The organism is Carnobacterium sp. 1290_CSPC, assembly GCF_001053265.1.
Lineage (GTDB): Bacteria > Bacillota > Bacilli > Lactobacillales > Aerococcaceae > Aerococcus > Aerococcus urinaeequi.
Genome location: NZ_JVVG01000004.1, coordinates 1 through 22,321, shown reverse-complemented (window position 1 = coordinate 22,321; position 22,321 = coordinate 1). Strand labels below are relative to the sequence as shown.

Sequence of the window (22,321 nt, the reverse complement as noted above, 5' to 3'; positions counted from 1 at the left end):
TCAAGATGTTAACTGTAAATAATGTAAGTGTACAATTTGCAAGTCGTAAATTGTATGATGAAGTAAACTTAAAATTCACACCTGAGAACTGCTACGGCATTATCGGTGCCAACGGAGCGGGTAAATCTACCTTCTTAAAAGTATTATCTGGCGAATTAAGCCCAACAACTGGTAACGTATCAATGGGTGACGACGAACGCCTATCAGTTTTAAGCCAAAATCACTTTGGTTTTGAAGAATACACAGTTTTAGACACTGTTATCATGGGTAACAAACGTCTTTACACAGTTCGTGAAGAAAAAGATGCCCTATATGCTAAAGCTGACTTCTCTGAAGAAGACGGTATTCGCGCTGGTGAATTAGAAGCTGAATTTGCTGAAATGAATGGTTGGGATGCTGAAAATGAAGCATCACAATTATTACGTGGTTTAGGTATTGGCGAAGGCATGCACTACCAAACAATGAGCGAATTAGCTGAGCAAGAAAAAGTAAAAGTCTTACTTGCACAAGCTCTATTCGGTGAACCTGACGTCTTACTACTAGATGAGCCGACAAACGGTTTGGATTCAGACACCATCGAATGGTTAGCTGAATATATCATCAACTTCCCGAACACTGTATTAGTTGTTTCCCATGACCGTTACTTCCTAAACAAGGTATGTACCCACATCTGTGACGTAGACTACGGTAAAATTCAACTTTACGTTGGTAACTACGACTTCTGGAAACAATCTTCAGAATTAGCTGCTAAATTACAAGCTGATGCAAATGCGAAAAAAGAAGAGAAAGTGAAAGAGTTACAAGACTTTATCGCCCGCTTCTCTGCCAACGCATCTAAATCAAAACAAGCGACTTCTCGTAAGAAAACATTGGAGAAAATTGAATTGGATGACATCCGTCCTTCAAGCCGTAAATACCCATTTGTTGGATTCGAGCCAGAACGTGAAATTGGTAATGATGTACTAACAGTAGAAAACCTTTCTAAAACAATTGATGGCGTGAAAGTATTAGATAATGTATCATTCATTATCCGTCCAAAAGATAAAGTAGCTTTTGTATCTCGTAACGATATCTCAACTACTGCTTTAATGGAAATCATCACAGGGAATATGGAACCAGACTCAGGTTCATACAAATGGGGTGTCACTACAAGTCAAACTTACCTGGCACGAGATAACTCAGATGAATTTGAAAATAGCCAACAAAGTATCCTTGATTGGTTACGTCAATTCGCCAATGGTCCAGAGGAAGAAGATAACACATTCTTACGTTCATTCTTAGGTCGTATGTTATTCTCTGGTGACGAAGTAAATAAAAACCTAGATGTATTATCAGGTGGGGAACGTGTTCGTTGTATGTTATCTAAGATGATGTTATCTAAAGCCAATGTATTGGTTATGGATGATCCTACAAATCACTTGGACTTGGAATCTATTTCTAGTCTGAATGAGGGCTTAATCAAATTTAAAGAAGTCGAATTATTTACTTCTCATGACCGTGAGTTTATCCAAACAATCGCTAACCGTATCATCCATGTAACACCAAATGGTGTGGTTGACCGTATGGATACTACTTACGAAGAATTTTTAGACAATAAAGATGTGCAAGACCGCATCCAAAAATTATACGCTGAATAAAATAGTGTTGTTAAAACACAAACTGATAAAAGCAGACCGATTTCGGTCTGCCTTTTATTCACTTTGGCGATAATTTATGTTTTATATTTTTCAATGACTACTAGGCAAAATAAGTTTAAGGAGGAAAACATTTGAATTTTATCTGGAAATACGTTAAAAAATACCCTGGTAAATTGCTGATCACATTCATTGCCACCTTTGGGACCGCAGCAGTAATGATTGGCTTACCTACCCTATTAGCGCAAATGATTGATAATGCCATTATTACCCAGAATATCCCTTTATTATGGCGCTATACATGGATAATGATGGGATTAGTGGTACTATCCCTCGTTTCACGGACGATTACCGCTTATACGGTTTCTAATATCGTCAATGACATGGTCATGAACATCCGAAATGACGCCTACAAAAAAATGCAAAACCTATCTCACCATGAGTTTCAAGAGTTGGGTGTGGCATCTTTAACGACCCGTATTTCAACCGATGCATTTGTGATTTTACAATTTATGGAGATGACTTTAAAACAAGGCCTAGTATCGCCTATGATGCTAATTTTCTCGATCATTATGATCTTCTCCATTTCACCAGCATTAGGAATCTACGTGATTCCCGTTTCTATTATTATCATCTTATCTGTGATTTTTATTGCCAAATACACTTTGCCGATTTCCGAAAAACAACAGGCAAGTTTAGATAATATCAACCGGATTCTACGGGAAAACATTACTGGTTTACGTGTAATCCGTGCCTTCAATAATGAGAACTTCCAAGAAGGCCGGTTTAAAGACGTTAACCAATCTTACAAGAAACAATCTGGTAAATTATTCAAAACCATCGCGGTTACACCGGCCCTATTCTCTCTATTATTGAATACCGTGATTATTGCGATCCTTTGGTTTGGGGCTGGCTTGATTGAGACTGGTTCTATGCAAGTCGGTATCATGGTTGCCTTTATCGAGTACGTTTTCCACGCATTATTCTCATTATTAATGTTTGCCAACATTTTTATGATGTACCCACGTGCGGCGGTTTCAGCTGGTCGATTACAAGAAGTGATGGATATGCCAATTACAGTTGCTTCACCTGATCCACAAGTGGCTATTACTGAATCTGATGAATTTGGTACCCTAGAATTCCGTGACGTTGACTTTGCTTATCCAGATGCCTCTAAGCCCGTTCTACGGAACATTTCCTTTAAAACAAATCCTGGTGAAACGGTGGCTTTTATTGGGTCAACTGGATCTGGTAAATCAACGATTGTTAAGTTAATCCCACGTTTCTACGACGTGAGTAAGGGTCAGATTTTAATTGACGGGATTGACGTTCGAAACTATGAATTGAATGCTTTACGATCAAAAATTGGGTATACACCGCAAAAAGCCCTACTATTTACTGGGGATATCGCGGAAAACTTACGTTATGGTAAATTCAATGCGGATGATATGGACCTGGACCGAGCGACTAACGTGGCGCAGGCTTCTGAATTTATTAACCGTTTGGAGACCAAATATGCGACTCATTTAGATGAAGGTGGGGCCAACCTATCTGGTGGACAAAAACAACGTTTGTCTATTGCCCGTTCCATTATCGCGGACCGAGAAATTTACATCTTTGATGACTCGTTTTCAGCACTAGACTACAAGACTGATGCTGCTGTTCGCCAAGCCTTAAAAGACGAAACACAGAATGCAACAACTATCATCGTTGCCCAACGTGTAAGTTCCATTATCCATGCTGATCAAATCATCGTCCTAGATGAGGGTGAAGTGGCAGCGCGCGGTACTCATAAAGAATTGCTTAAAACGTCTGAACTTTACTATGAAATTGCATCATCTCAATTAAGTGAGGAGGAATTAAATCGTGGCTAATACAGAAATTGAAAAACGAGAAATTCCAACTAAGGAAATCTTAGGCAACCTATGGCGGTATATCAAACCCTATAAAGGCCAATTCTTCTTGGCCATGTTTGCCACTGTTTGGATGAATATTGCCGGTGTTTTAGAACCTATCGTACTTGGTTTAGCTATCACTGAATTAACCAGTAATGTAGTGGATTTGATGAACCAAGTACCTGGTGCAGGTATCAACTATGATTACGTTGGTTACATTGCCCTACTTTACTTTATCCGTGGTTGCTTCTTCTGGTCGGGTCAATACTTAGGTCAGTATTGGCTAACAAACGTGGTACAAAATGCTATTTACGACCTTCGTAACGATGTGGCTAAGAAAGCCAACAACATGCCTGTTTCTTATTTTGACAGCCATCCAACGGGTGATGTCTTATCCCGAATGACCAATGATATTGATTCAATTACCAATGCTTTGCAACAGTCCTTTATCCAGTTCGTGAATGCGATTCTTGGGATTTCCTTTGCGGTTATTTCCATGTTCATTATTCAATGGCACCTCGCCTTAATTATTGTGACCACAATTCCATTGTCATTCCTTTTTGCTAAGCTGATTATTAACCAATCGCAATCAGCCTTCCAAAATCAAGCGAATGCCTTGGGGAACTTATTTGGTTATACGCAAGAACAATTGTCAGGTTTCACTGAAATCAAGGTTTATAGTCGTCAAGAGGAATCGGTGGCAGAATTCGAACGCCGAAACCAACAATTGCGGGATTACGGTTTTAGAGCCAGCTTCCTATCGTCCCTAATGATGCCGTTACTGAATACGGTAAGTAACTTGGGTTACGTGGCCACTGCGATTGCTGGTGGTTTATATACCCTTGCTGGGAAGTTGACAGTTGGTAATCTACAAGCCTTGGTCCAATATGTGATGCAAATTACCCAACCGATTCAAATGTTGACCCAACTATCTGGTGTCTTACAATCAGCCCTAGCTGCCGCCCACCGTGTCTTTGATTTCTTAGACGAGGAAAATGAAATCCAAGAAGAAGTTACCGGACACCTACCAGCGAAAGTTACTGGTGCTGTTGAATTCGACCACGTACGTTTCGGTTATGACCCAGAGAAACCCTTGATGCAAGATATCTCATTCAAAGTTGAGCCTGGTCAAACAGTGGCCATTGTAGGACCAACTGGTGCAGGTAAAACGACTTTAATCAACTTGTTGATGCGTTTCTATGACGTGGATGATGGTGCGATTAAAATTGATGGTGTACCTACTAAATCAATGACACGCGGAGAATTACGCAAGCACTTTGGTATGGTATTACAAGATGCTTGGTTATACACTGATACTGTCTTAGAAAATATTCGTTTCGGTAAGTTAGATGCTAATGACTATGAAGTCCAAGAAGCAGCAGAAGTTGCCAACGTTGACCATTTCATCAACACCCTACCTGGCGGTTATGAAATGGAAATCAATGAAGAAGCCAACAATATTTCATTAGGACAAAAACAATTGATGACCATCGCTCGTGCCGTGATTGCGGATCCAGATATCTTAATCTTGGATGAAGCTACCTCATCAGTAGATACACGTCTTGAAAAATTGATTCAAGAGGCTATGAATAAAATTATGGAAGGCAGAACGAGCTTCGTAATTGCCCACCGTTTATCAACGATTCGTGACGCTGACTTGATTCTAGTTATGCAACAAGGGAATATCACTGAACATGGTACCCATGATGAATTAATGGCAGCAGACGGCTTCTACGCTGATTTATACAATAGTCAATTCTCAGAAGAAACACCAATGGACGTTTCAATGGGATATTCTTAATAAACGATACGCATACAATCGTGCAAAAGAAAATAGTGTTGGTGGAAAATGCACAATCATTTCCACCAACACTATTTTTTGTGTACAAGAAAACCATTTTGATATGACCTTTCTAAGACGAATTTGGGAAAAGAATTACCAGCAGCCACCAAAAAAGGGCGATAACAAATTGGTTATCGCCCTTTTGCCAAAATCACTATTCACTTGATCCTATTTAAGATTATTGGTTTCTGTGGTTACTTTGATATTGTCTTGGTCTAAATTGTAATTGATGGTTGCGGATGCCAGTTTGTAGCATAGGGCAAAAATCGGCACTGATAGTAACATTCCGGCTAGGCCGAAGAAGGCACCTGAAACGGTTACTGAGAATAAAACCCAAATGCCTGGTAGACCGACTGACCCACCGACAACTCGTGGGTATATGATATTCCCTTCCACTTGCTGGACTACAATAATGAAAATGATAAACCAAATAGCTTGGACAACATCAACAACAGCGATTAGGAAGAAGCCGACAACCCCACCCATGATGGCCCCGTAGATAGGGACCAAAGCCATTGCACCAGTTAGGACCGAGATCGATAAGGTGAACGGGAAGTTGAAAATGGTCATTCCGATAAAGACGAGTACCAGTAAAATAACGGCTTCAGTTACCTGTCCAGACACATATTGGCCAAAGGTTTGATTGGCTTCAGCGCCTAAGTTGACGGTAAAGTTGGCCCAGTGCTTAGGCATAGTACCGTAAATAATCTTTTTAAATTGTCTGGTTAAGGTTTCCTTTTTAAATAGGATTGACGTACCAAAGATAATGGCTACAAATGCATTAAAGATGCCGTTCACAAGGTTACCAACAAGACTAAATGTAGTATCCAAAATACCTGATGTAAAGGATTGGACGATTGAGAATAATTGGTCTCTCAATTGATTGGTGTCCACATCCAATTGGTTAACAGTTTCTAGTATTTGCGGATTATCTACAATATACTGATTAATTTTGTTATAGAGCAAATTGATTTCCGATGGTACTTGGCTAATAAATGATCCTAATGTTTCCTGTAAATCCGGTACTACTAGGAAGATAATAAAGGCAATCACCCCAGCGATGATCAGGTAACCAAATAAAATCCCCACGATCCTGTACCAAGTGTAATATTTCCCAACTAGCTTAGTCATATGCCTTTCAAAAAATTTCAAAGGTAAATTCAGGATAAAGGCCAAAGCTGCACCTAGTATGAATGGTAATGTGACAGCAATAATTGAATCAAATATCCCTTTGATTGACCCGAAATTATTGATTGCCCAATAACCGACAATCACTACAAATAACAAACTGACGATTCTTCGCCAAGTAAACTTCTTCTTCACTATCCGCCTTCTTTCTAATATTTCTTGATCCACAACTCATTGATATAGTGGTCTTTTTCTTTATGTATGACAATATTGGCTCTATTGCGTGTTGGTAAGATATACTCCTGCAAGTTAATCAGGTTGATATTATTCCAAGTATGCTCTGCTCTCTCCATGGCCTTTTCATGGGGCACTTGGGTAAATTGATAGTAGAAGTCATCCGGGTGGTCAACGGCATGGTCAACTAAGAGGTTGAATCGTTGGTAGAACCATTCCTCGATCTGCTTTTCATCTGCATCGACGTAGACGGACAGATCCCAGAAGTCACTCATATAAACCGTATTATTCTCTGATGTTTGTAGGACATTAATCCCTTCAACTATTAGAATTTGAGGGTTACGCAATACATTCTCCTCGTCCTCTACAATATCATAAACGGAGTGGGAATACTTTGGATAATAGATTTCACTTTTATTGCTTTTCACATCTGTTAAGAAAGTTTCCAAGGCCTCCATATTATAAGATTCTGGGAACCCTTTCCGGTCCATTAACCCTTTTTCTTCAAGTACTGCATTTGGGTATAAGAACCCGTCTGTAGTCACTAATTCGACGTTTAAATCAGGATAGGCTTGCGCTAAAAAGAGTTTCAGCAATCGAGCTGTTGTACTTTTACCAACTGCTACCCCACCGGCAATGCCAATAATAAAGGGCGGTATTTCTCCAGTGATGCCGAAGAAATTGGCCCGCTTTCTTTCAAGGTTCTTATAGTTTTCACGGTAAATGGCAATCAACTGGGTTAAAGGTTTGTATACTTCGTTTGCATCTTTCAAAGATAGGGAATCATTTAAAGATGTTAGCCGGTCCAATTGTTCATTGGTCAGCTTGATCTCAAATTCTTCCTTTAAGTCTTTTAAGTATTGATTCCATTCCATTCGTTCAATAATATAATAGTCTCTATTTACTTGCATACTTACTCCAAACTAGCCGGTTATTTTACCTGCCATGTGATTTCTGCTAAACAGTGGGCGTTATCTTCACTATCGATGACATGCTGCGTGTTGAAAGTACCATCCGATTTCAGGCCTTCAGATAATGTCGATAAGTCAGAATGCACGGCACCTTCTTGATGCAAGTACATTTCCTTTTCATAGGCAATGGTGAAGGTGGTTGGTGTATATTTTTCAAACCATTCCATGCCTAGTGAATTGGTAATCCACCTTAAGTAGATAGTGTTGTTTACGTGGTTATTGAGATCGATATCTAAGAACTTTACTTCAAAGCGGTCAACTTTTGATTCATGTGCTACTTCTTTACTTAATCGTTTACGGCGACTTGGTCTTTCTTCTTTTTCAACTTGATACCATTCAGCAACGATTTCTGGAATTCGGACGATTGACCGTTGATTCAAGTCGATTAAGGCGAATGTTGTCTCTGCTTGGGCCAAAACTAGACCGTCACTTGTTTTCAAGGCGTAATGACGCTTGCTGAAAAACTTGTTGTAAGTTGTTGCCTCGGTTTCTGCAATGATATCCTCGTTGTAACGTGGTAAACGATTGATGTCTATTTGATTTTGTGTGATGATCCAAGCCCAACCCTCTTGGCGGAAACCTTCTTTCGCTTCTGGAATCGTCGCTTCTTGATTATTGGATGCAATCAACATGATATCCAAGATAGCAGGAAGTGTCATCTCCCCTAATGCATTACAATGGTAGTGACGCACTTTGACTGATTCTTGATATAATAAACCCATTCTTTTACCTCCTTGATAGTGTCGAATGTTGATCATTCAATGGACTATCGTCTTAATAATATATTACTCATTATACGGATATTTGATACTTTTAGATAGCAAAAAAGCCTTCACCAGGCTTCCTTGACCCACACGCTTATGAAGGGATTTGTAATTGCCCATAACTACTGTAGAAATGCTTATAAGCTAAGTATACGGCGATCATGGATGTGATTGCAGAAGTCGCAATCATCATAAAATAAATCAAAATCTGATACATAATTGCACTCAAGGGTACCGCACCTGCTAGCATCATCCCGGTCATCATACCTGGCAACAAGACCAAACCGACAGTTCTCGCTGTATCAATAGTAGGTTGCAGTGCCCCTCTAATCGCTTCTCTGACAATACCTGTAGAAGCTAATTTAATAGAGGCACCTAGGGCCAACTGTTCATTGACTTCTTGTTGTGATTTGGCGAATTCGTTATTCAAATTTCTGAAAGCCAATCCGATAACTGACATGGCATTTCCCACTAACATCCCTGTGATTGGGATGATTTGAGCTGGTACGAATTGAATAGAGCCTGAAGCCACTAAAACGAGGATTGACGTCACTACCCCCCCAATAATAGAAATTAAAGAAATTTTGAAGGCATTGGGAATCTTATTGGCTCGTTTTGCTGCATTATAAGCCGCGTTTACAATCATAAAAATCATAATGATGGCCGTTACGATAATTGAATCGATCTGGAAAATGTATGTTAGCACGTAACCGATGATGACCAATTGAACGACCATTCGAAGCATTGCCCATAAAATATCCTTTTCAAGCCCCAATTTCTCTTTATAAGAAATCAAGACCGCGATAATCACTAGAATAAATGAAAAAGCTAACGTTGTTGGGGTTGTTGTTAATGCATTAGTCATTTAGACCACGCTCCTCAATTATCATTTCTTGGTTGGCAATATGGAAGACCCGGTTTGGTTGGAGAGACCCATCTTGAATATGGCTAATCCATAGGATGGTGACTCCGTGTTTTTCTTTATAGTCCAGTAAAATCTGCCATACCAATTCGCGATTGTCCTCATCTAATGATGAAGTAATTTCATCTAATAAGAGGACTTTAGGTGGAAAAAGCAGGTGTCTGATTAAACCAATCCGCTGTTTTTCCCCGCCAGAAATTTTACGAATCGATTTGTCGAGTGCAATATGGCTTAAACCGAAAGCCTTCATATAAGACAATACAAGATTTTCATCAAAGTCTTTATCGTGGGCTTCATAAACCAATTCAAAATTATCACGGATGGTTTCGCCGAATAATAGTGGATTTTGGGCCACATATGAAATATTTTGCCGGTATGTTTGATAAGCTACTTCTTCTAGTGGTTGGTCTAAGTAGTTAATTTCACCTGAATTTCTCGGAATAAGGGCTGCAATTAAACGCAGCAAGGTACTTTTTCCGCTTCCAGACGGTCCTTCGACACGGATCATTTCATTTGCATATATAGAAAAAGAAATGTCTTTTAAGAGGGCTGTGTCGCCTGGTTGAAAGGTCACTTGATTAAATTTTACGATAGCTTGCATGTTGATAATCCTCCCTTTGGCTTGCATGAACATTCTATCATAGTTTCATAAGTAGTGTGCTACGATTCCACGGTTAATCTTTTAATCATCTAAAAAAATGCTGATATCTCCTTCAAAGCAACAAAAATTGCTTTCAAGAAACAATGCGTTATAATGACAGTATTAGGTTTCAAGATTAATGGAGGCGACTTTAGATGAAACTAACGATAACACCAGCAGCACAAGCATACTTCAAAAATGACATGGGATTGTCCTCGGGAAGCCAAGTCGGATTTCATAGCCGCGTTTACGGTAAAACAGCTGTCCATGAAGGATTTTCAGTTGGCTTATCCGTAGAATCGCCAGATGGTGCCCTCTTAATTGATGAAACAATTGACGGTATCCAATACTATATTACGGAAAATGATGATTGGTTCTTCAATGGCTACGACTTTGAAGTCGACTTTTCTCCCGAAGAAGAAAATTTCATTTACCGTTTTATTGAACAATAAACGATTTTCTTATACTATATAAGTGGTAAATGACAAATATTCATACACCTATCATATCTAAGCACATGACCCTAAAGCAGAAAAAGGAGTGTTTCTACATGAATCCGATTAAAAATTTATTTCTAGCAGCAGTAGGTGGTACACGACTAACTTATGAGAAAGCCGATGAAGTGTTAAAAAGTCTCATTGAAAAAGGACAAATTTCTGTAGCTGAAGGCAAGTCATTAAGTGAAGATATTCAACGGGTAGCTAAGGGCCATGCAAAAGGTTCAAACGCTTCAGATCCTTTAGACCAAACTTTATCTGAACGCATCTTAGCACTACAAACACAAGTCGAAAATTTAACTCAAGAAGTCCAATCATTAAAAGGTATGAACACCGAATCTGCGGATGAAGATGCCATAGAAGACGTCATTCAATAATTTTTAGATCATATAACGATAAGTTGAGGCTGAGGCATTTTTGTCCCAGCCTCATCTGCCATATACAGTTTTTTAATAGGAATTGCTTTGAATTGACGGTGATAACATGCAAAGAGATGGTAGTCGTTTCCGTGAAATCGTCTCCATATTAGGACGTTACGGATTTGGTGAAATACGATATCGACTGAAAAAGAATGAAGAAGACGATCGACCTAGAGCCCTAAAACAAGCTTTTGAAGAATTAGGCCCTAGTTTTATTAAGATTGGGCAAATTTTATCGACTAGAAGTGACCTCTTGTCGACAGAATATTTAGTGGAATTAGAGAAGTTGCAAGAAGATACCCTGCCCATCCCCTATGACATTATTCAACAAGAGTATTTTGAGTCTGTAGGCCGGCATATTGAGGATGATTTTGCCACCATCACCAAGAAACCTATGGCTTCAGCTTCAATTGCCCAAGTCCATCGGGCCCAGATGAAATCTGGTGAGCAGGTAGTAGTAAAGGTCCAGCGACCTGAAATTGAAGACCAATTGATTCGCGATTTAAATATTTTTATTCGGGTTGTTGAAGCCATCCCATCGATTTTTATTGATGTCATTATCAACCCGGTAGAAATTTTAAAAGACATTAAGATTCAGATTTTAGAAGAGATTGATTTCCTCAATGAAGCACATAATATGTTGCTGTTTGCAGAAAATCACAGACAGCGGACAACCATTTTGAACCCGATCCCTTATTTAAGTCTGTCGACCAGACAAGTGTTGATTCAAGAATATATTGATGGTATTTCAATCGGACGCCATTTTGCCTTAAAAGAAGAAGGTTATGACCTCAATGATTTAGCAAGCAAATTCGTCTTGTCCTATTTATACCAGGTATTTGACGATGGCTTTTATCACGCTGACCCCCATGCCGGCAATATCCTGATTAAAGATGGGAAAATTGTCTTTATTGACTTTGGGGCGATGGGGAAAATTTCCCCCGGCCAAAAACAGCTACTGGTTCAAATATTGACTTCCTTAGTCAGTAAAGATATCGATGGTTTAGTCAATGTCTTGCTGCAAATCTGTAAACAGAATAAAACTGTCGACAAGGTCGTTTTATACCGGGACATTGAAACCTTGTTTAACCGCTATCTAACCACCGGGATGGAAGCCTTGGAAATTGACGATATCTTCCAGGACCTACTAAAATTTGGTCATAAACACGGGCTGATTTTCCCATCTGAATATATTTTACTGGAGAAAACCATTGCCATGGTTCAAGGCGTTGCCCAAAGTTTAGACCCACATCTAGATTTTATGGCGATCTTTCAATCTTTCTTCTTGTCTAGCGGCACCATTCCCTGGGAGAAATTCTTGGACCCGAATGCTGTTGCACGAGAAGCCTTTAGGACCTTGAATACCACTAGAAGAATGCCAACTAAGATAGAAAATTTAGTGGACAACATCAATAACGGTCGTTTGAATGTACGACTAACCTTTGAAAATGTGGATGACCGGATACGGGACATTAACTCAATGATTAACCGCATTATTTTTGGAGTAATTCTATCCGCCCTTATCTTGGCTTCCACTTTGATCATTACCTCAGCACAAACCTATTATGCAGAATTGCTGGGTATTTTCTTTTTCGTCATCACAGCGCTTATCGGGTTAATCCTACTAATATCCATGCTGCGGGCCCGAAGGAAATAGCGACCCTGAATTTGCCACGATTGAAATAGCCACAAAAATAGGCGGTATGCCAGATGAGATTTCGTCCGGAACACCGCCTGTTTCTTTATTTAGCTTGGCTTATTCTATAAAATAGGCACTCCTCATATTTTATTTATACAAAGGTAAGATCGCACAACCTGTTAATTCAGGTCCCGTATGTACCGCTAAAGCTGATCCCAGTTGGACATCGTAGGCTTCCTCAAATTCCGGTAAAGCGTCTTTAAGTCCTTCCAAAAGCTTGGCTGATGTCACTCTAGCAGCCGGATTACCGCCACAAGTAGCCAATAAAAATTCTTGGCTTTCAGGAACAACGCCCTTCACTAAATCAACCATCTTTTTAATGGTTTTGGCTTCATTAATGGTTTTTGAAGCGCGGATTTTAGCGATTGTTGTATAAATTCCCTCTTCATCACAAGTGATAATTGGTTGAATATTTAACAAGGTACCTACTGCACCAGTCACCCGGCCAATTCGACCACCAGCAATTAGATATTTTAAGTTAGGGATATGGAAAAATACATGACCTTTTTCAACTGAATCCTGTAATTTCTTGGTAATCATTTTAAAGTCATTCTTCATTTCGAAGTATTTTGTTGCAGCGATCATGAATAGACCTGAACCGATACCAATGTTTTTCGTATCTAAAAGGAAAAACTCCACTTGAGGAAAATCTTCCGCAATTAAACGAACTGAGTTGTTAGTACCAGAAAGATTTGATGAAATGGTAATGGCGATAATATGCGTACAGCCTTTTTCTATTAAGTTTTCAAAGGCTTGAGAAATCAATTCACCACTTGGTAGGGATGTTTTCGGGATTTCCGATGCCATACGCTCAAATACTTCTTGTGGTTGAATGGTTACCCCATCCAAGTAATCGCCATCTTTAAAGGCTACATTTAAAGGTAATACTTCGATTTCAAATTTGTCGACAAACTCTTTTGGAACATCTGAACCAGAGTCCACAATAAAACCTATTTTTTCCAATTGACTACCTCCGACTATAAGGGTTATGCTTCTGTTTCTATCTCTGTGGTATCTTGATCTACAAAGGAAATAAATTTTTTCGCAAACAATAAATTAGTGATTGTTTCGCAAGCCAAATAGATAATATACTTATCAAAATCCTCTGGATCTGAATAGTCTGTTTCAATTTCGTCATCCACGGCTACATTTAAATATACATGCCCTTTTCGTTTGATGGTAATTTCTAATAAGGCACAGAATTGATTGTAGGCGTTTGAATTGCCTTGTGACTGCGCTAGAAAGATCAATACACGACGGATGTCTTGAATTGAAATGACTTCTTTAAATAAGGTAATGACGATTAAATACGCGATATGACGTTTATTGTAATGCCTCTTGATGGGCTTTGGAATTAATCCTAGTTTAACATAGTTATTGACCATTGAAGATGTCACAGGTTTCTTATCTGAAGAAAAAATTTGGAATGGTTCTAAATACTGGGTTACAACTGCAATGAGTTGGTCCATGTATAAAGGAATATCTGTAATTTCTTCCCATCTTGGCATGTTGACGTCGTCTAAACTTTTGACCCAGTTTTCAAATTCTAATTGTTTTTCCACTTATACTCACCCACTATTTCATTATGATTATATTATACCACAAAGTTATCATCACTATGAACAATAGTTTTTAAAACGAGCTATTTTATTTCGTATTCGAAAAATAAAGGAAAACCACTAGCGCTTTCGGTTTCTAAATGACCATTTTGGCCAGTTAATACGCGTCTTTTGACCACCTTCTTCTACTTCATCATCTAGAGAAACGCCTTGGCTAGTGTCCTTTCCTTTGGTCCCCTCAGCATCTTGACCCTTTTTCGCTTCGATTTCCGCCATAGCAGCTTGGAAATCGGGGTCATTTTGCCCGCGTTGCAGCCTTTGTCCGTATAAATCTTTCATCAATTTACGGACTGTTCGTGGACTGACCTCTTCACCTTTAGCTTCTGCTGTGGCGATGAAAGTCAGGACTTCGATGTAGGACATGGCTAGGGCTGTGGTAATGATTGAGGCAGTTGTTCCTGAAATCATCCCACCTGCCACAGACCCGATACCTGGGATAAATTTCACCACGTTCGAAACGATTAGTCGTCCTAAATAGGTTGCTGATCCTGTTCCACCAATAGCCCCTAAGATGCCTAAGGCAGTCGCTCGGTCCATGGAAATGCCAAATATAGCTGTAATATGGGCCATCATACCTATTTGCATGGGCACTAGGACGGTTGCATCGGAAAAAGGGATGGGGGTGAATCCAACACCAAAGGTAGTGACAGTATATCTACGCGCCCAACGTCGCGCTGCTCGGCTCTTCCGTTCAATATCAATCTGTTGGGCATTGTTAAAAGCTGTGTGGACCTGATGTGGCAATAAGCCAATTGTTCTTTCAACAAGCTCTTTTAGACCGAAGGCAGGAATGGTAAATTCGTCAGTAATCTTATAATCCTGGGCCATTAACCGAATAATTGCTTGGACGGATAGATTTTGATTGACTAGGTATTGTTCAAATTTCAAGGCTTGATCCCCGATAGATTGAGTCAGCACTAAGATAACCGGCATCTTATTAGCTAAATATTCAATCAAACGAATCTCCATATCTTCAATCCGCGATGAAGATGCATTGATACAATAATATGCCACGTGCATATGTTGTTGCATTTTGGCCATGCCTTCTAGCGTTTGGTCGATTTCACTCGTCACTTGGTTTTGGGTTTCTGCATCCAGCTCCAACCCTCTTGTATCATAAAGGACCATTGGCACACCTTCTTTTTCGATTTTATGCAAATGTTTGGTGATGGGTTGCCCAATCCCTGTTTCCGCTAATCTCTCCCGGAAAATATTGTTGATTAAAGTCGATTTCCCAACACCCGTTTTACCTACTACTAGAATATGTACTTTTTCGATTTTTTCAATTTCTTCTTGCGTTTTCTTGGTTAATTCTTCAGCAAGAGACCAATCCATTTTTCTCGCCATTTCCGCTCACCTCAACTGTTTTTCTGCTTATATATATTTTATCAGATAAATTTTAAATTAGTATTAATTGCATCGAATTTCCATAATTACCTAATAGAATATGCTATACTACATGTGTAAAAAACGCATCCTACTAAAGGAGGAAAATAATGTCTGCTAATTCACGTAGTCAAGAAAAAATCAAATTACCTTATACGAAAGCTTATTATATCACGAATGAGATCCTGAATTCAGTGACACATGGCATTGGGTTTGTCCTTTCAATTGTTGCCACCGTTTTCCTAATCCTTAAAGGTGTTGAAAACCAAAATAGTATCGAAATTTTTTCATACGTGGTGTACGGCATCTCTATGTGTGCCCTTTACTTGGCTTCAACCTTATACCACAGCTTTTCATTTACCAAAGCTGCGGGTATCCTAAAAATTATCGACCATTCATCGATTTTTATTTTAATTGCTGGATCATACACACCCTTTGCCCTAGTCGCTATCGGTGGTGTCTTTGGCTGGTTTATCTTCATTGCACAATGGGCCATCGCCCTATTTGGAATTATCGGTAAAATCCTCTTCCTAAATAAGATGAAGAAATTTTCTACCCTTTTATATATTTTGATGGGCTGGTTCGGGGTTATCGCTATCCCGCAGATGGCCACAGCCATCGGTTCTGGTGGTATCGCTTGGCTAATCGCCGGCGGGGTAACTTATACAGTCGGCACTATCTTCTACGCCCATGATAACTTGAAATTCTGGCATGTCATTTGGCACTTATTTGTACTCGGTGGTTCAATCGCGATGTACTTCGCCGTCTTATTATATGTATAGGAATGAAATGCTTTTAATATGAAAAATAAGATACCAAGCATAGTTTAGTAGTCCTGCTACTCGCCTTTGCTTGGTATCTTTTATTTGCTTTGGAGATATTTTAAACGCTGCCCAGATTTATAAAACTCGTATTTCAGATTCAAGAATTTCTCGCAGTCTAATAAAATATCAAAGAGCATAGACCGGGTTTCAAATTCATTTCGAGTTTGCGGTAAGGGTTGCTGTCTAAACCGTGTTTTTAATTGATTTAATTCATTACGAAGTTTAGCTGCTGTATTTGATTCCGATAATTGTTGACTAACGTGACGGAAAAAGCCACTCAAGTCATAAGTCTGATCGGTTGATTCATAAATATTATCCAAAGAATTGTTGATATCATAGAGAATAATCAATTGGGAAGACCGCATTGAAAAATAATTTAGATAGTAATTTTGCACATCACCCGTGATATTATTTTCAGCCTCCTTCAATGCCAGGAATTCTCCATGTTTCGCCAACTCGTAAGCCTGGTCGATATGTTCATATAAGAGGTGACCCGGGTGGTCAGGGGTATCCATTTTGTCAGCTAAATGGTTTAAAATGATCTGCATTTCCCCTTCAATTTCCCCTTTCAACTTGTCCATCTCGCCACTGGCTGATGTCTGATACAAATTGACAATTACTGCAATCCCAACACCAATCACAAGTAGAAGCATTTCGTTGACCCACCAATTAAAATCTGACGCTTGTTCAAGCAACAAATGGGAAATAAATACCGCACAGGGCGCAATGGCGTTATCGCTCTTTAGGTAGACAGAAACAGGATAGGTAATTAATAGATAAAGTGAAAATACCCAAATTTCATAACCATAAAGATTGAATAATATGGTGGCAATTAACAAACTCAAAATCATGGTAAGGGTCAAGTTGCCGATGTATTGCACAGTTTTCTTACTGGTTTCTGCTAGGGATAGGATGGCAATAACCCCTGCTGATACCGCATAATCTAGACCTAACCACTGAGCCAAAAATATGGCAATAAATGTGGCCACTGCATATTTTGCACTCTTAATCGCTACTCGCATTTGATCGCTCCTTTAACTTCATTCAAAGATATTTTAGCATATTATCTGAAAGTCAATTTATGAAAACATACCAAATCAACAAATTTCTAAAAATGTGCGCAAAGATAATGAAATATGGTAGAATAGTGTTAGCGAGTAAGATCACATTTTTAATAAATTTATAAAAGGAGCAAAAAATGATTTTTAAAGTAACTTATCAAGATTCATTGACTGAAGTACCACGTCGTGAATCAACACACACTATGTATGTCCAAGCTGAAACTAAACGTGAGGTTCGTGCCCACCTAGAGAATGAAACCCCCTATCTAGTCGAGTTTATCCAACCACTTGAAGGTGCGCATTTAGAATACGAACAACAAAATCCAGACTTTAAAGTTGTGGAGCTTTCTAATTAATGAAAGTTGATATAAAAAATAATGAAGTTGGCGTTTTCGCTTTCGGGGGATTAGACGAAATCGGTAAAAACTCTTATGGAGTCCAATTTCAAGACGAAATTTTATTATTAGACGCTGGGGTTAAATTCCCAGAAGACGATTTGTTAGGTATTGATTACGTTATCGCTAACTACCAATACCTAATTCAAAACGAACAAAAAGTGAAAGGTTTATTCATCACCCACGGTCACGAAGACCATATTGGGGGGATTCCTTTCTTACTGAAACAAATTAACATTCCGATTTATGCTGGCAAATTGGCCATGGCTCTAATCAAGAATAAATTAGAAGAACACGGATTATTACGTGATGCAGAATTACATATTATTGATGAAGATTCTGTCATCAAGTTTAGAAAGACATCCGTTTCTTTCTACCGTACTACCCACTCTATTCCTGACGCAATGGGGATTGTTGTAAAGACTCCACCAGGAAACGTGGTATTTACCGGTGACTACAAGTTCGACTTTACCCCAGTAGGTAAACCTGCTGATATCCATAAAATGGCAAAAATCGGTGAAGAAGGCGTTCTATTGTTACTTGGTGACTCAACAAACGCTGAGATTCCAGGTTTTACCCAATCAGAACGTGTCGTTGGTGAATCATTAGCGGATATCATGTCAAATATTGAAGGTCGAATTATCTTCGCATCTTTCGCTTCAAATATTTCCCGTCTATCCCAAGCCATCGATGTGGCTGTAGCCCAAGGTAGAAAAATAGCTGTCTTTGGTCGATCTATGGAAGCTGCCATTCGAAACGCTATCGAACTCGGCTATTTCAACGTGGGTGAAGATGCCTTCATCCAAAGTAACGAAATCAACCAATACCCAGCAAACGAAATCTTAATCATGTGTACAGGTTCTCAAGGTGAGCCAATGGCTGCCCTATCTCGGATTGCAAACGGTACCCACCGTCAAATATCAATCCAACCTGATGATACTGTGATCTTCTCATCTAGTCCAATTCCAGGTAACACCCTATCTGTAAACCATGTAATTAACCAATTACTTGCTGCAGGTGCAGAAGTTATCCACGGTAAGGTCAACAATGTCCATACTTCAGGGCACGGTGGTCAGCAAGAGCAAAAACTAATGCTGTCATTAATGAAACCGAAGTACTTTATGCCAGTCCACGGTGAATACCGTATGCTATCTATTCAGGCTGAACAAGCTGAATTAGTTGGTATTCCACACGAAAACATCTTTATCATGCAAAACGGTGAAGTCTTAGCCTTAACGCAAGACTCAGCGCGTCGCGCAGGTAGCTTCCCAGGTGAAGCGGTCTACGTAGATGGTAAGGGTATCGGGGATATCGGCAATATTGTCTTACGTGACCGTCATAACCTTTCTGAAGATGGTTTAGTCCTAGCAGTTGTATCTGTTGACTTTACTAAGAATGAATTACTCGCTGGTCCTGATATCGTTTCTCGTGGTTTCATTTACATGCGTGAATCTGTTGGTTTAATCCAAGATGCACAAAAAGTAATCCGTACTACTGTTATCGGTCATCTAAATTCAGGTAAGAAAGTAAATGAAAAAATCTTACGTGACGCTATGCAAAATGCCTTACAACCATTCTTGTATAAACGTACAAAACGTAATCCAATGATTATGGCAGTCGTAATGCCTGTCTAATCACAACGATTACTAATAAACAAAAATAAACCTGCGATGTAAAGCTGAACTAGCTTGCATCGCAGGTTTTTCCTTTTGCAATAAAACGACTATTTAACTAATTGATTTTGGAAGGCATAAATCGTTGCTTGTGTCCGGTCTTCGACCCCTAATTTAGATAATATATTCGATACATGGGTTTTTACCGTTTTTAAGGTGATAAATAAGTCATCGGCAATTTCCTGGTTGGATTTACCAGCAGCAATCAACTGCAAGACTTCCCGTTCACGAGTAGTTAAATCATCATGTAGGTGATGGCGGTTAGCTTCTACTTGATGGGCAATCAGCTTTTCATTGACTGTTGGTGCAATGACTGATTCCCCTGCATAGGTCCGGCGAATTGCTGACGCAATTTCGTTTGCAGAAGATGTTTTTAAAATGTAGCCCTTAGCCCCAGCTTGCATGGCTGGATATACCTTTTCATCATCGATAAAAGAAGTGACAATTAAAATATTGGCTTTTGGCCAGTCAGCTAATATTTCTTGTGTTGCTTGGATCCCGTCCATATTATCCATGACTAAATCCATTAAAATGATATCTGGTTGCAGTGATAAGGCCATTTTCTTACCCTCTAATCCGTCCTTAGCTTCCCCTACTATCTCTAGGTCTGATTGGGTAGATAGGTAGGTAGAAACGCCTAATCTGACCATTTCATGGTCATCTACTAACAATACTTTAATCATATATGCCCTCCATTTTTCTTGGTATTACGATTTGGATCAATGTGCCCTGGTTTTCAAATGAAATAATGTTGACTGAACCACCTAGCTGGGCCACGCGCTCTTGGATATTTTTCAAGCCGTACCCACCGTTCTGCAGTAATTCTTTGTCGGTATCAAAGCCCACGCCATCATCTGAAAATCGCAGATAAATATTTCGGTCTTTCTCATACAGATGGCATTCGATAATTTGTGCATTAGCATGTCGCAGGGAATTGGATAATAATTCCTGCACAATTCGGAATAGGTGGTTCTCCACTTCGGGCAGCAATTGAACGTCCGTCACAGTGGCTTCAAAATTAATCTTAACCTTCGTTTCTAACTCCCTAAAGAGCTGTTCAATTCCCTCTGCCAAACTTTGATTGGTCAAGGAAATTGGCCGTAGATGGAGTAGTAAGGAACGCATTTCAGCTTGCGCCTGGTCCACCATAGCCGCCACCTTACCGATCAATTGCCGGTTGACAGGGTCCATATTGTCCGCCTGCTCTTGGATAGCTGACAAAATCATGGTCATGGCAAACAATTGCTGGCTGACTGAATCATGCAATTCACGCGCAATCCGTTGTCGTTCCTCTTTGACTAGTTCGTTTCTGTTCATCTCTGAGTTCGCTTCATCCGCCACCGTTTTTGCCTGCAAGGTCATTTCCATGTTCTGTAACATGGCCCGCAACCGTTCAATTTTCTCACCTATTTGCTGGCCAGCATAAACGCCCATTTCTGTCTCTTGAAAAATGGGTGAATCATATTTTCTGGCAGCCAAGGCAGTTAGCTTAGCCGTTAATTTATTTTCGTCCTTGTATAAAAAGAAATACAAGATAAATGTTGCAATCAATGAGATGACTATATCAATGACCAATAAATACATAAATGGTAGGATTAAACGGGCAAATTCAAGATATGACCCGTCGACATCCATGGTATTAGGTGCCAAAATCAAAAAGATATAAGTTCCAAGAGATACCGTCAAAAGTGACAACCATAAAACGATAAATATTGTTAAAAACCGACGTCCTCTCATAAGAAGACCACCTCAACTGTTCCCCAACCTTGAGAAATTTGTAGGTAAATTTTCCGGTTACTTTGCTGATAAGACGCACTTTCAAAGGTTTTACGCTCATTGTTTAGGGCCACTTTTTCCCCGTTCCAATTTACTTCGGTCCGAAAACCATTGGCGTGTAGTTCAAGACCCACCCCTTCAGGCACCACAAGTTTGGTTTGCCCAACCAATTGATTAATCACGACCACATTGGTCCCTATTGGCACAATCGTTGACCCGAAATCAATAAAGGTATTGGCATAGAGATGGTACATCTCAACATCTTCCCAGGCATATACTTCTTCCTTGTAAGGACCAATATTAAATAAATGGTCAAATTCTAAGAAGGCTTCCTTTTCTTGATCCTTAAAAATACCATCTTCTGCATCCACAATTTTTGTTTGTCGCAAGGTTAGGTCATGTTTTACGTTATCAGATTTATCTTTCACAATCGCATAATAAACCAAACCAACAATCATTAGCGCCAATAAAATACTTGAAACATAAGGCAAGGTCACAATCCCAATAAAAATTAGAAAACAACCAATGGCAACTAGTATCAAGTTCAGCCAACTTTGTTGCTGTTTCTTTGTATTCATTTTTATTTTTACCCGGTTAGATACGGCTAAAAGTCCGCAACCGACAACAATGGAAATCAAATTTTCTGGTCTAACCAATAAACCTGTAAAAACAATCAATCCGGCAAAACAAGTTAAAATCATCCATAGATTTCTCATATTGCCCTCCATCCTATTTTTATACTCTAATCATACCACTTCTACATTTTACTATATATGACCATTTTATGAGAACTGAATCACTTTTACATTGGTCCTAAGCCTTAAAGATTTTCATTTATAGCAAAAAAGACATACCCCAACCACGCGAATGGTAGGAATATGTCGGTTCTATAATAAATAGTGTTGGTGAGATTCAATTGAGTCTCATCGGCACTATTTTTG

General features: G+C 39.3%; 21 protein-coding genes. 9 read left to right on the top strand and 12 right to left on the bottom strand.

Annotated features, from left to right (window positions below):
* The first annotated feature begins 5 nt into the window (after positions 1–5).
* The 3 genes from AC973_RS00375 to AC973_RS00365 all read left to right on the top strand — a co-directional run bounded on the left by AC973_RS00375 (position 6) and on the right by AC973_RS00365 (position 5,330).
* Positions 6–1,637 (top strand): ABC-F family ATP-binding cassette domain-containing protein, encoded by a 1,632-nt coding sequence (locus AC973_RS00375; protein ID WP_016897522.1) that lies wholly within the window; start codon positions 6–8, stop codon positions 1,635–1,637.
* A gap of 131 nt (positions 1,638–1,768) precedes the next feature.
* Positions 1,769–3,508 carry an ABC transporter ATP-binding protein gene (locus AC973_RS00370; RefSeq protein ID WP_048725772.1) on the top strand — a complete coding sequence of 580 codons (1,740 nt, stop codon included), beginning with the start codon at positions 1,769–1,771 and terminating at the stop codon, positions 3,506–3,508.
* Positions 3,501–5,330, top strand: a complete 1,830-nt coding sequence (locus tag AC973_RS00365; protein WP_082148202.1) for an ABC transporter ATP-binding protein — start codon at positions 3,501–3,503, stop codon at positions 5,328–5,330. The genes AC973_RS00370 and AC973_RS00365 overlap by 8 nt, the downstream gene beginning before the upstream one ends.
* Before the next feature lie 210 nt (positions 5,331–5,540).
* Here the strand turns inward: AC973_RS00365 and AC973_RS00360 are convergent, their stop codons facing one another.
* The 5 genes from AC973_RS00360 to AC973_RS00340 form a co-directional block, all read right to left on the bottom strand.
* Positions 5,541–6,695: an AI-2E family transporter gene (locus AC973_RS00360; protein ID WP_048725768.1), complete on the bottom strand. Its 1,155-nt coding sequence runs from the start codon at positions 6,693–6,695 to the stop codon at positions 5,541–5,543.
* Positions 6,696–6,709: 14 nt separating this feature from the next.
* Positions 6,710–7,645, bottom strand: a complete 936-nt coding sequence (gene coaA, locus AC973_RS00355; RefSeq protein WP_016897526.1) for a type I pantothenate kinase — start codon at positions 7,643–7,645, stop codon at positions 6,710–6,712.
* A 20-nt stretch (positions 7,646–7,665) separates the two neighbouring features.
* Positions 7,666–8,427 carry an acyl-[acyl-carrier-protein] thioesterase gene (locus AC973_RS00350; RefSeq protein ID WP_225968891.1) on the bottom strand — a complete coding sequence of 254 codons (762 nt, stop codon included), beginning with the start codon at positions 8,425–8,427 and terminating at the stop codon, positions 7,666–7,668.
* A gap of 136 nt (positions 8,428–8,563) precedes the next feature.
* Positions 8,564–9,334 (bottom strand): ABC transporter permease, encoded by a 771-nt coding sequence (locus AC973_RS00345; RefSeq protein WP_048725756.1) that lies wholly within the window; start codon positions 9,332–9,334, stop codon positions 8,564–8,566.
* On the bottom strand, positions 9,327–9,992 hold the full coding sequence (locus AC973_RS00340; RefSeq protein ID WP_065419834.1) for an ABC transporter ATP-binding protein: 666 nt from the start codon (positions 9,990–9,992) through the stop codon (positions 9,327–9,329). Before AC973_RS00340 ends, AC973_RS00345 begins: the two co-directional genes overlap by 8 nt.
* A gap of 194 nt (positions 9,993–10,186) precedes the next feature.
* On the opposite strand from AC973_RS00340, the gene AC973_RS00335 reads away from it, so the two are divergent.
* From AC973_RS00335 to AC973_RS00325, 3 genes are all read left to right on the top strand, one after another.
* Positions 10,187–10,483, top strand: a complete 297-nt coding sequence (locus AC973_RS00335; protein WP_048725749.1) for a HesB/YadR/YfhF family protein — start codon at positions 10,187–10,189, stop codon at positions 10,481–10,483.
* Positions 10,484–10,581: 98 nt separating this feature from the next.
* A complete protein-coding gene (locus tag AC973_RS00330; protein ID WP_048725746.1) occupies positions 10,582–10,905 on the top strand; it encodes a hypothetical protein in 324 nt (107 codons plus the stop codon).
* 106 nt (positions 10,906–11,011) lie between these two features.
* Complete coding sequence (locus AC973_RS00325) at positions 11,012–12,604, top strand: ABC1 kinase family protein (protein ID WP_048725741.1); 1,593 nt, start codon at positions 11,012–11,014, stop codon at positions 12,602–12,604.
* Positions 12,605–12,733: 129 nt separating this feature from the next.
* Here AC973_RS00325 and AC973_RS00320 read toward each other — a convergent pair whose 3' ends face one another.
* The 3 genes from AC973_RS00320 to AC973_RS00310 all read right to left on the bottom strand — a co-directional run bounded on the left by AC973_RS00320 (position 12,734) and on the right by AC973_RS00310 (position 15,612).
* A complete protein-coding gene (locus AC973_RS00320) occupies positions 12,734–13,609 on the bottom strand; it encodes a DegV family protein (RefSeq protein WP_048725738.1) in 876 nt (291 codons plus the stop codon).
* 23 nt (positions 13,610–13,632) lie between these two features.
* Positions 13,633–14,208 carry a DUF1836 domain-containing protein gene (locus AC973_RS00315; RefSeq protein WP_048725735.1) on the bottom strand — a complete coding sequence of 192 codons (576 nt, stop codon included), beginning with the start codon at positions 14,206–14,208 and terminating at the stop codon, positions 13,633–13,635.
* A 117-nt stretch (positions 14,209–14,325) separates the two neighbouring features.
* Positions 14,326–15,612: a GTPase gene (locus AC973_RS00310; protein WP_048725733.1), complete on the bottom strand. Its 1,287-nt coding sequence runs from the start codon at positions 15,610–15,612 to the stop codon at positions 14,326–14,328.
* A 149-nt stretch (positions 15,613–15,761) separates the two neighbouring features.
* Between AC973_RS00310 and trhA the strand changes: the two genes are divergently transcribed.
* Positions 15,762–16,433 carry a PAQR family membrane homeostasis protein TrhA gene (trhA, locus tag AC973_RS00305; protein ID WP_048725731.1) on the top strand — a complete coding sequence of 224 codons (672 nt, stop codon included), beginning with the start codon at positions 15,762–15,764 and terminating at the stop codon, positions 16,431–16,433.
* Positions 16,434–16,513: 80 nt separating this feature from the next.
* Here trhA and AC973_RS00300 read toward each other — a convergent pair whose 3' ends face one another.
* Complete coding sequence (locus AC973_RS00300) at positions 16,514–17,497, bottom strand: aromatic acid exporter family protein (protein WP_048725728.1); 984 nt, start codon at positions 17,495–17,497, stop codon at positions 16,514–16,516.
* Positions 17,498–17,673: 176 nt separating this feature from the next.
* Here AC973_RS00300 and AC973_RS00295 point away from each other — a divergent pair, with 176 nt between their 5' ends.
* Entirely contained in the window at positions 17,674–17,892 is a 219-nt protein-coding gene (locus tag AC973_RS00295) for a DNA-directed RNA polymerase subunit epsilon (RefSeq protein WP_003142522.1), read from the top strand.
* Positions 17,892–19,565, top strand: coding sequence for a ribonuclease J1 (gene rnjA, locus AC973_RS00290; RefSeq protein ID WP_003142521.1), 1,674 nt, complete (start codon positions 17,892–17,894; stop codon positions 19,563–19,565). Before AC973_RS00295 ends, rnjA begins: the two co-directional genes overlap by 1 nt.
* An 89-nt stretch (positions 19,566–19,654) precedes the next feature.
* Here the strand turns inward: rnjA and AC973_RS00285 are convergent, their stop codons facing one another.
* From AC973_RS00285 to liaF, 3 genes are read right to left on the bottom strand one after another with little or no spacing between them, the layout of a single operon-like run.
* Positions 19,655–20,287 (bottom strand): response regulator, encoded by a 633-nt coding sequence (locus AC973_RS00285; protein ID WP_048725721.1) that lies wholly within the window; start codon positions 20,285–20,287, stop codon positions 19,655–19,657.
* Positions 20,280–21,341 carry a sensor histidine kinase gene (locus AC973_RS00280; RefSeq protein WP_048725718.1) on the bottom strand — a complete coding sequence of 354 codons (1,062 nt, stop codon included), beginning with the start codon at positions 21,339–21,341 and terminating at the stop codon, positions 20,280–20,282. The genes AC973_RS00285 and AC973_RS00280 overlap by 8 nt, the downstream gene beginning before the upstream one ends.
* Entirely contained in the window at positions 21,338–22,096 is a 759-nt protein-coding gene (gene liaF / locus AC973_RS00275) for a cell wall-active antibiotics response protein LiaF (protein ID WP_082148201.1), read from the bottom strand. Before liaF ends, AC973_RS00280 begins: the two co-directional genes overlap by 4 nt.
* Positions 22,097–22,321: the final 225 nt, after the last annotated feature.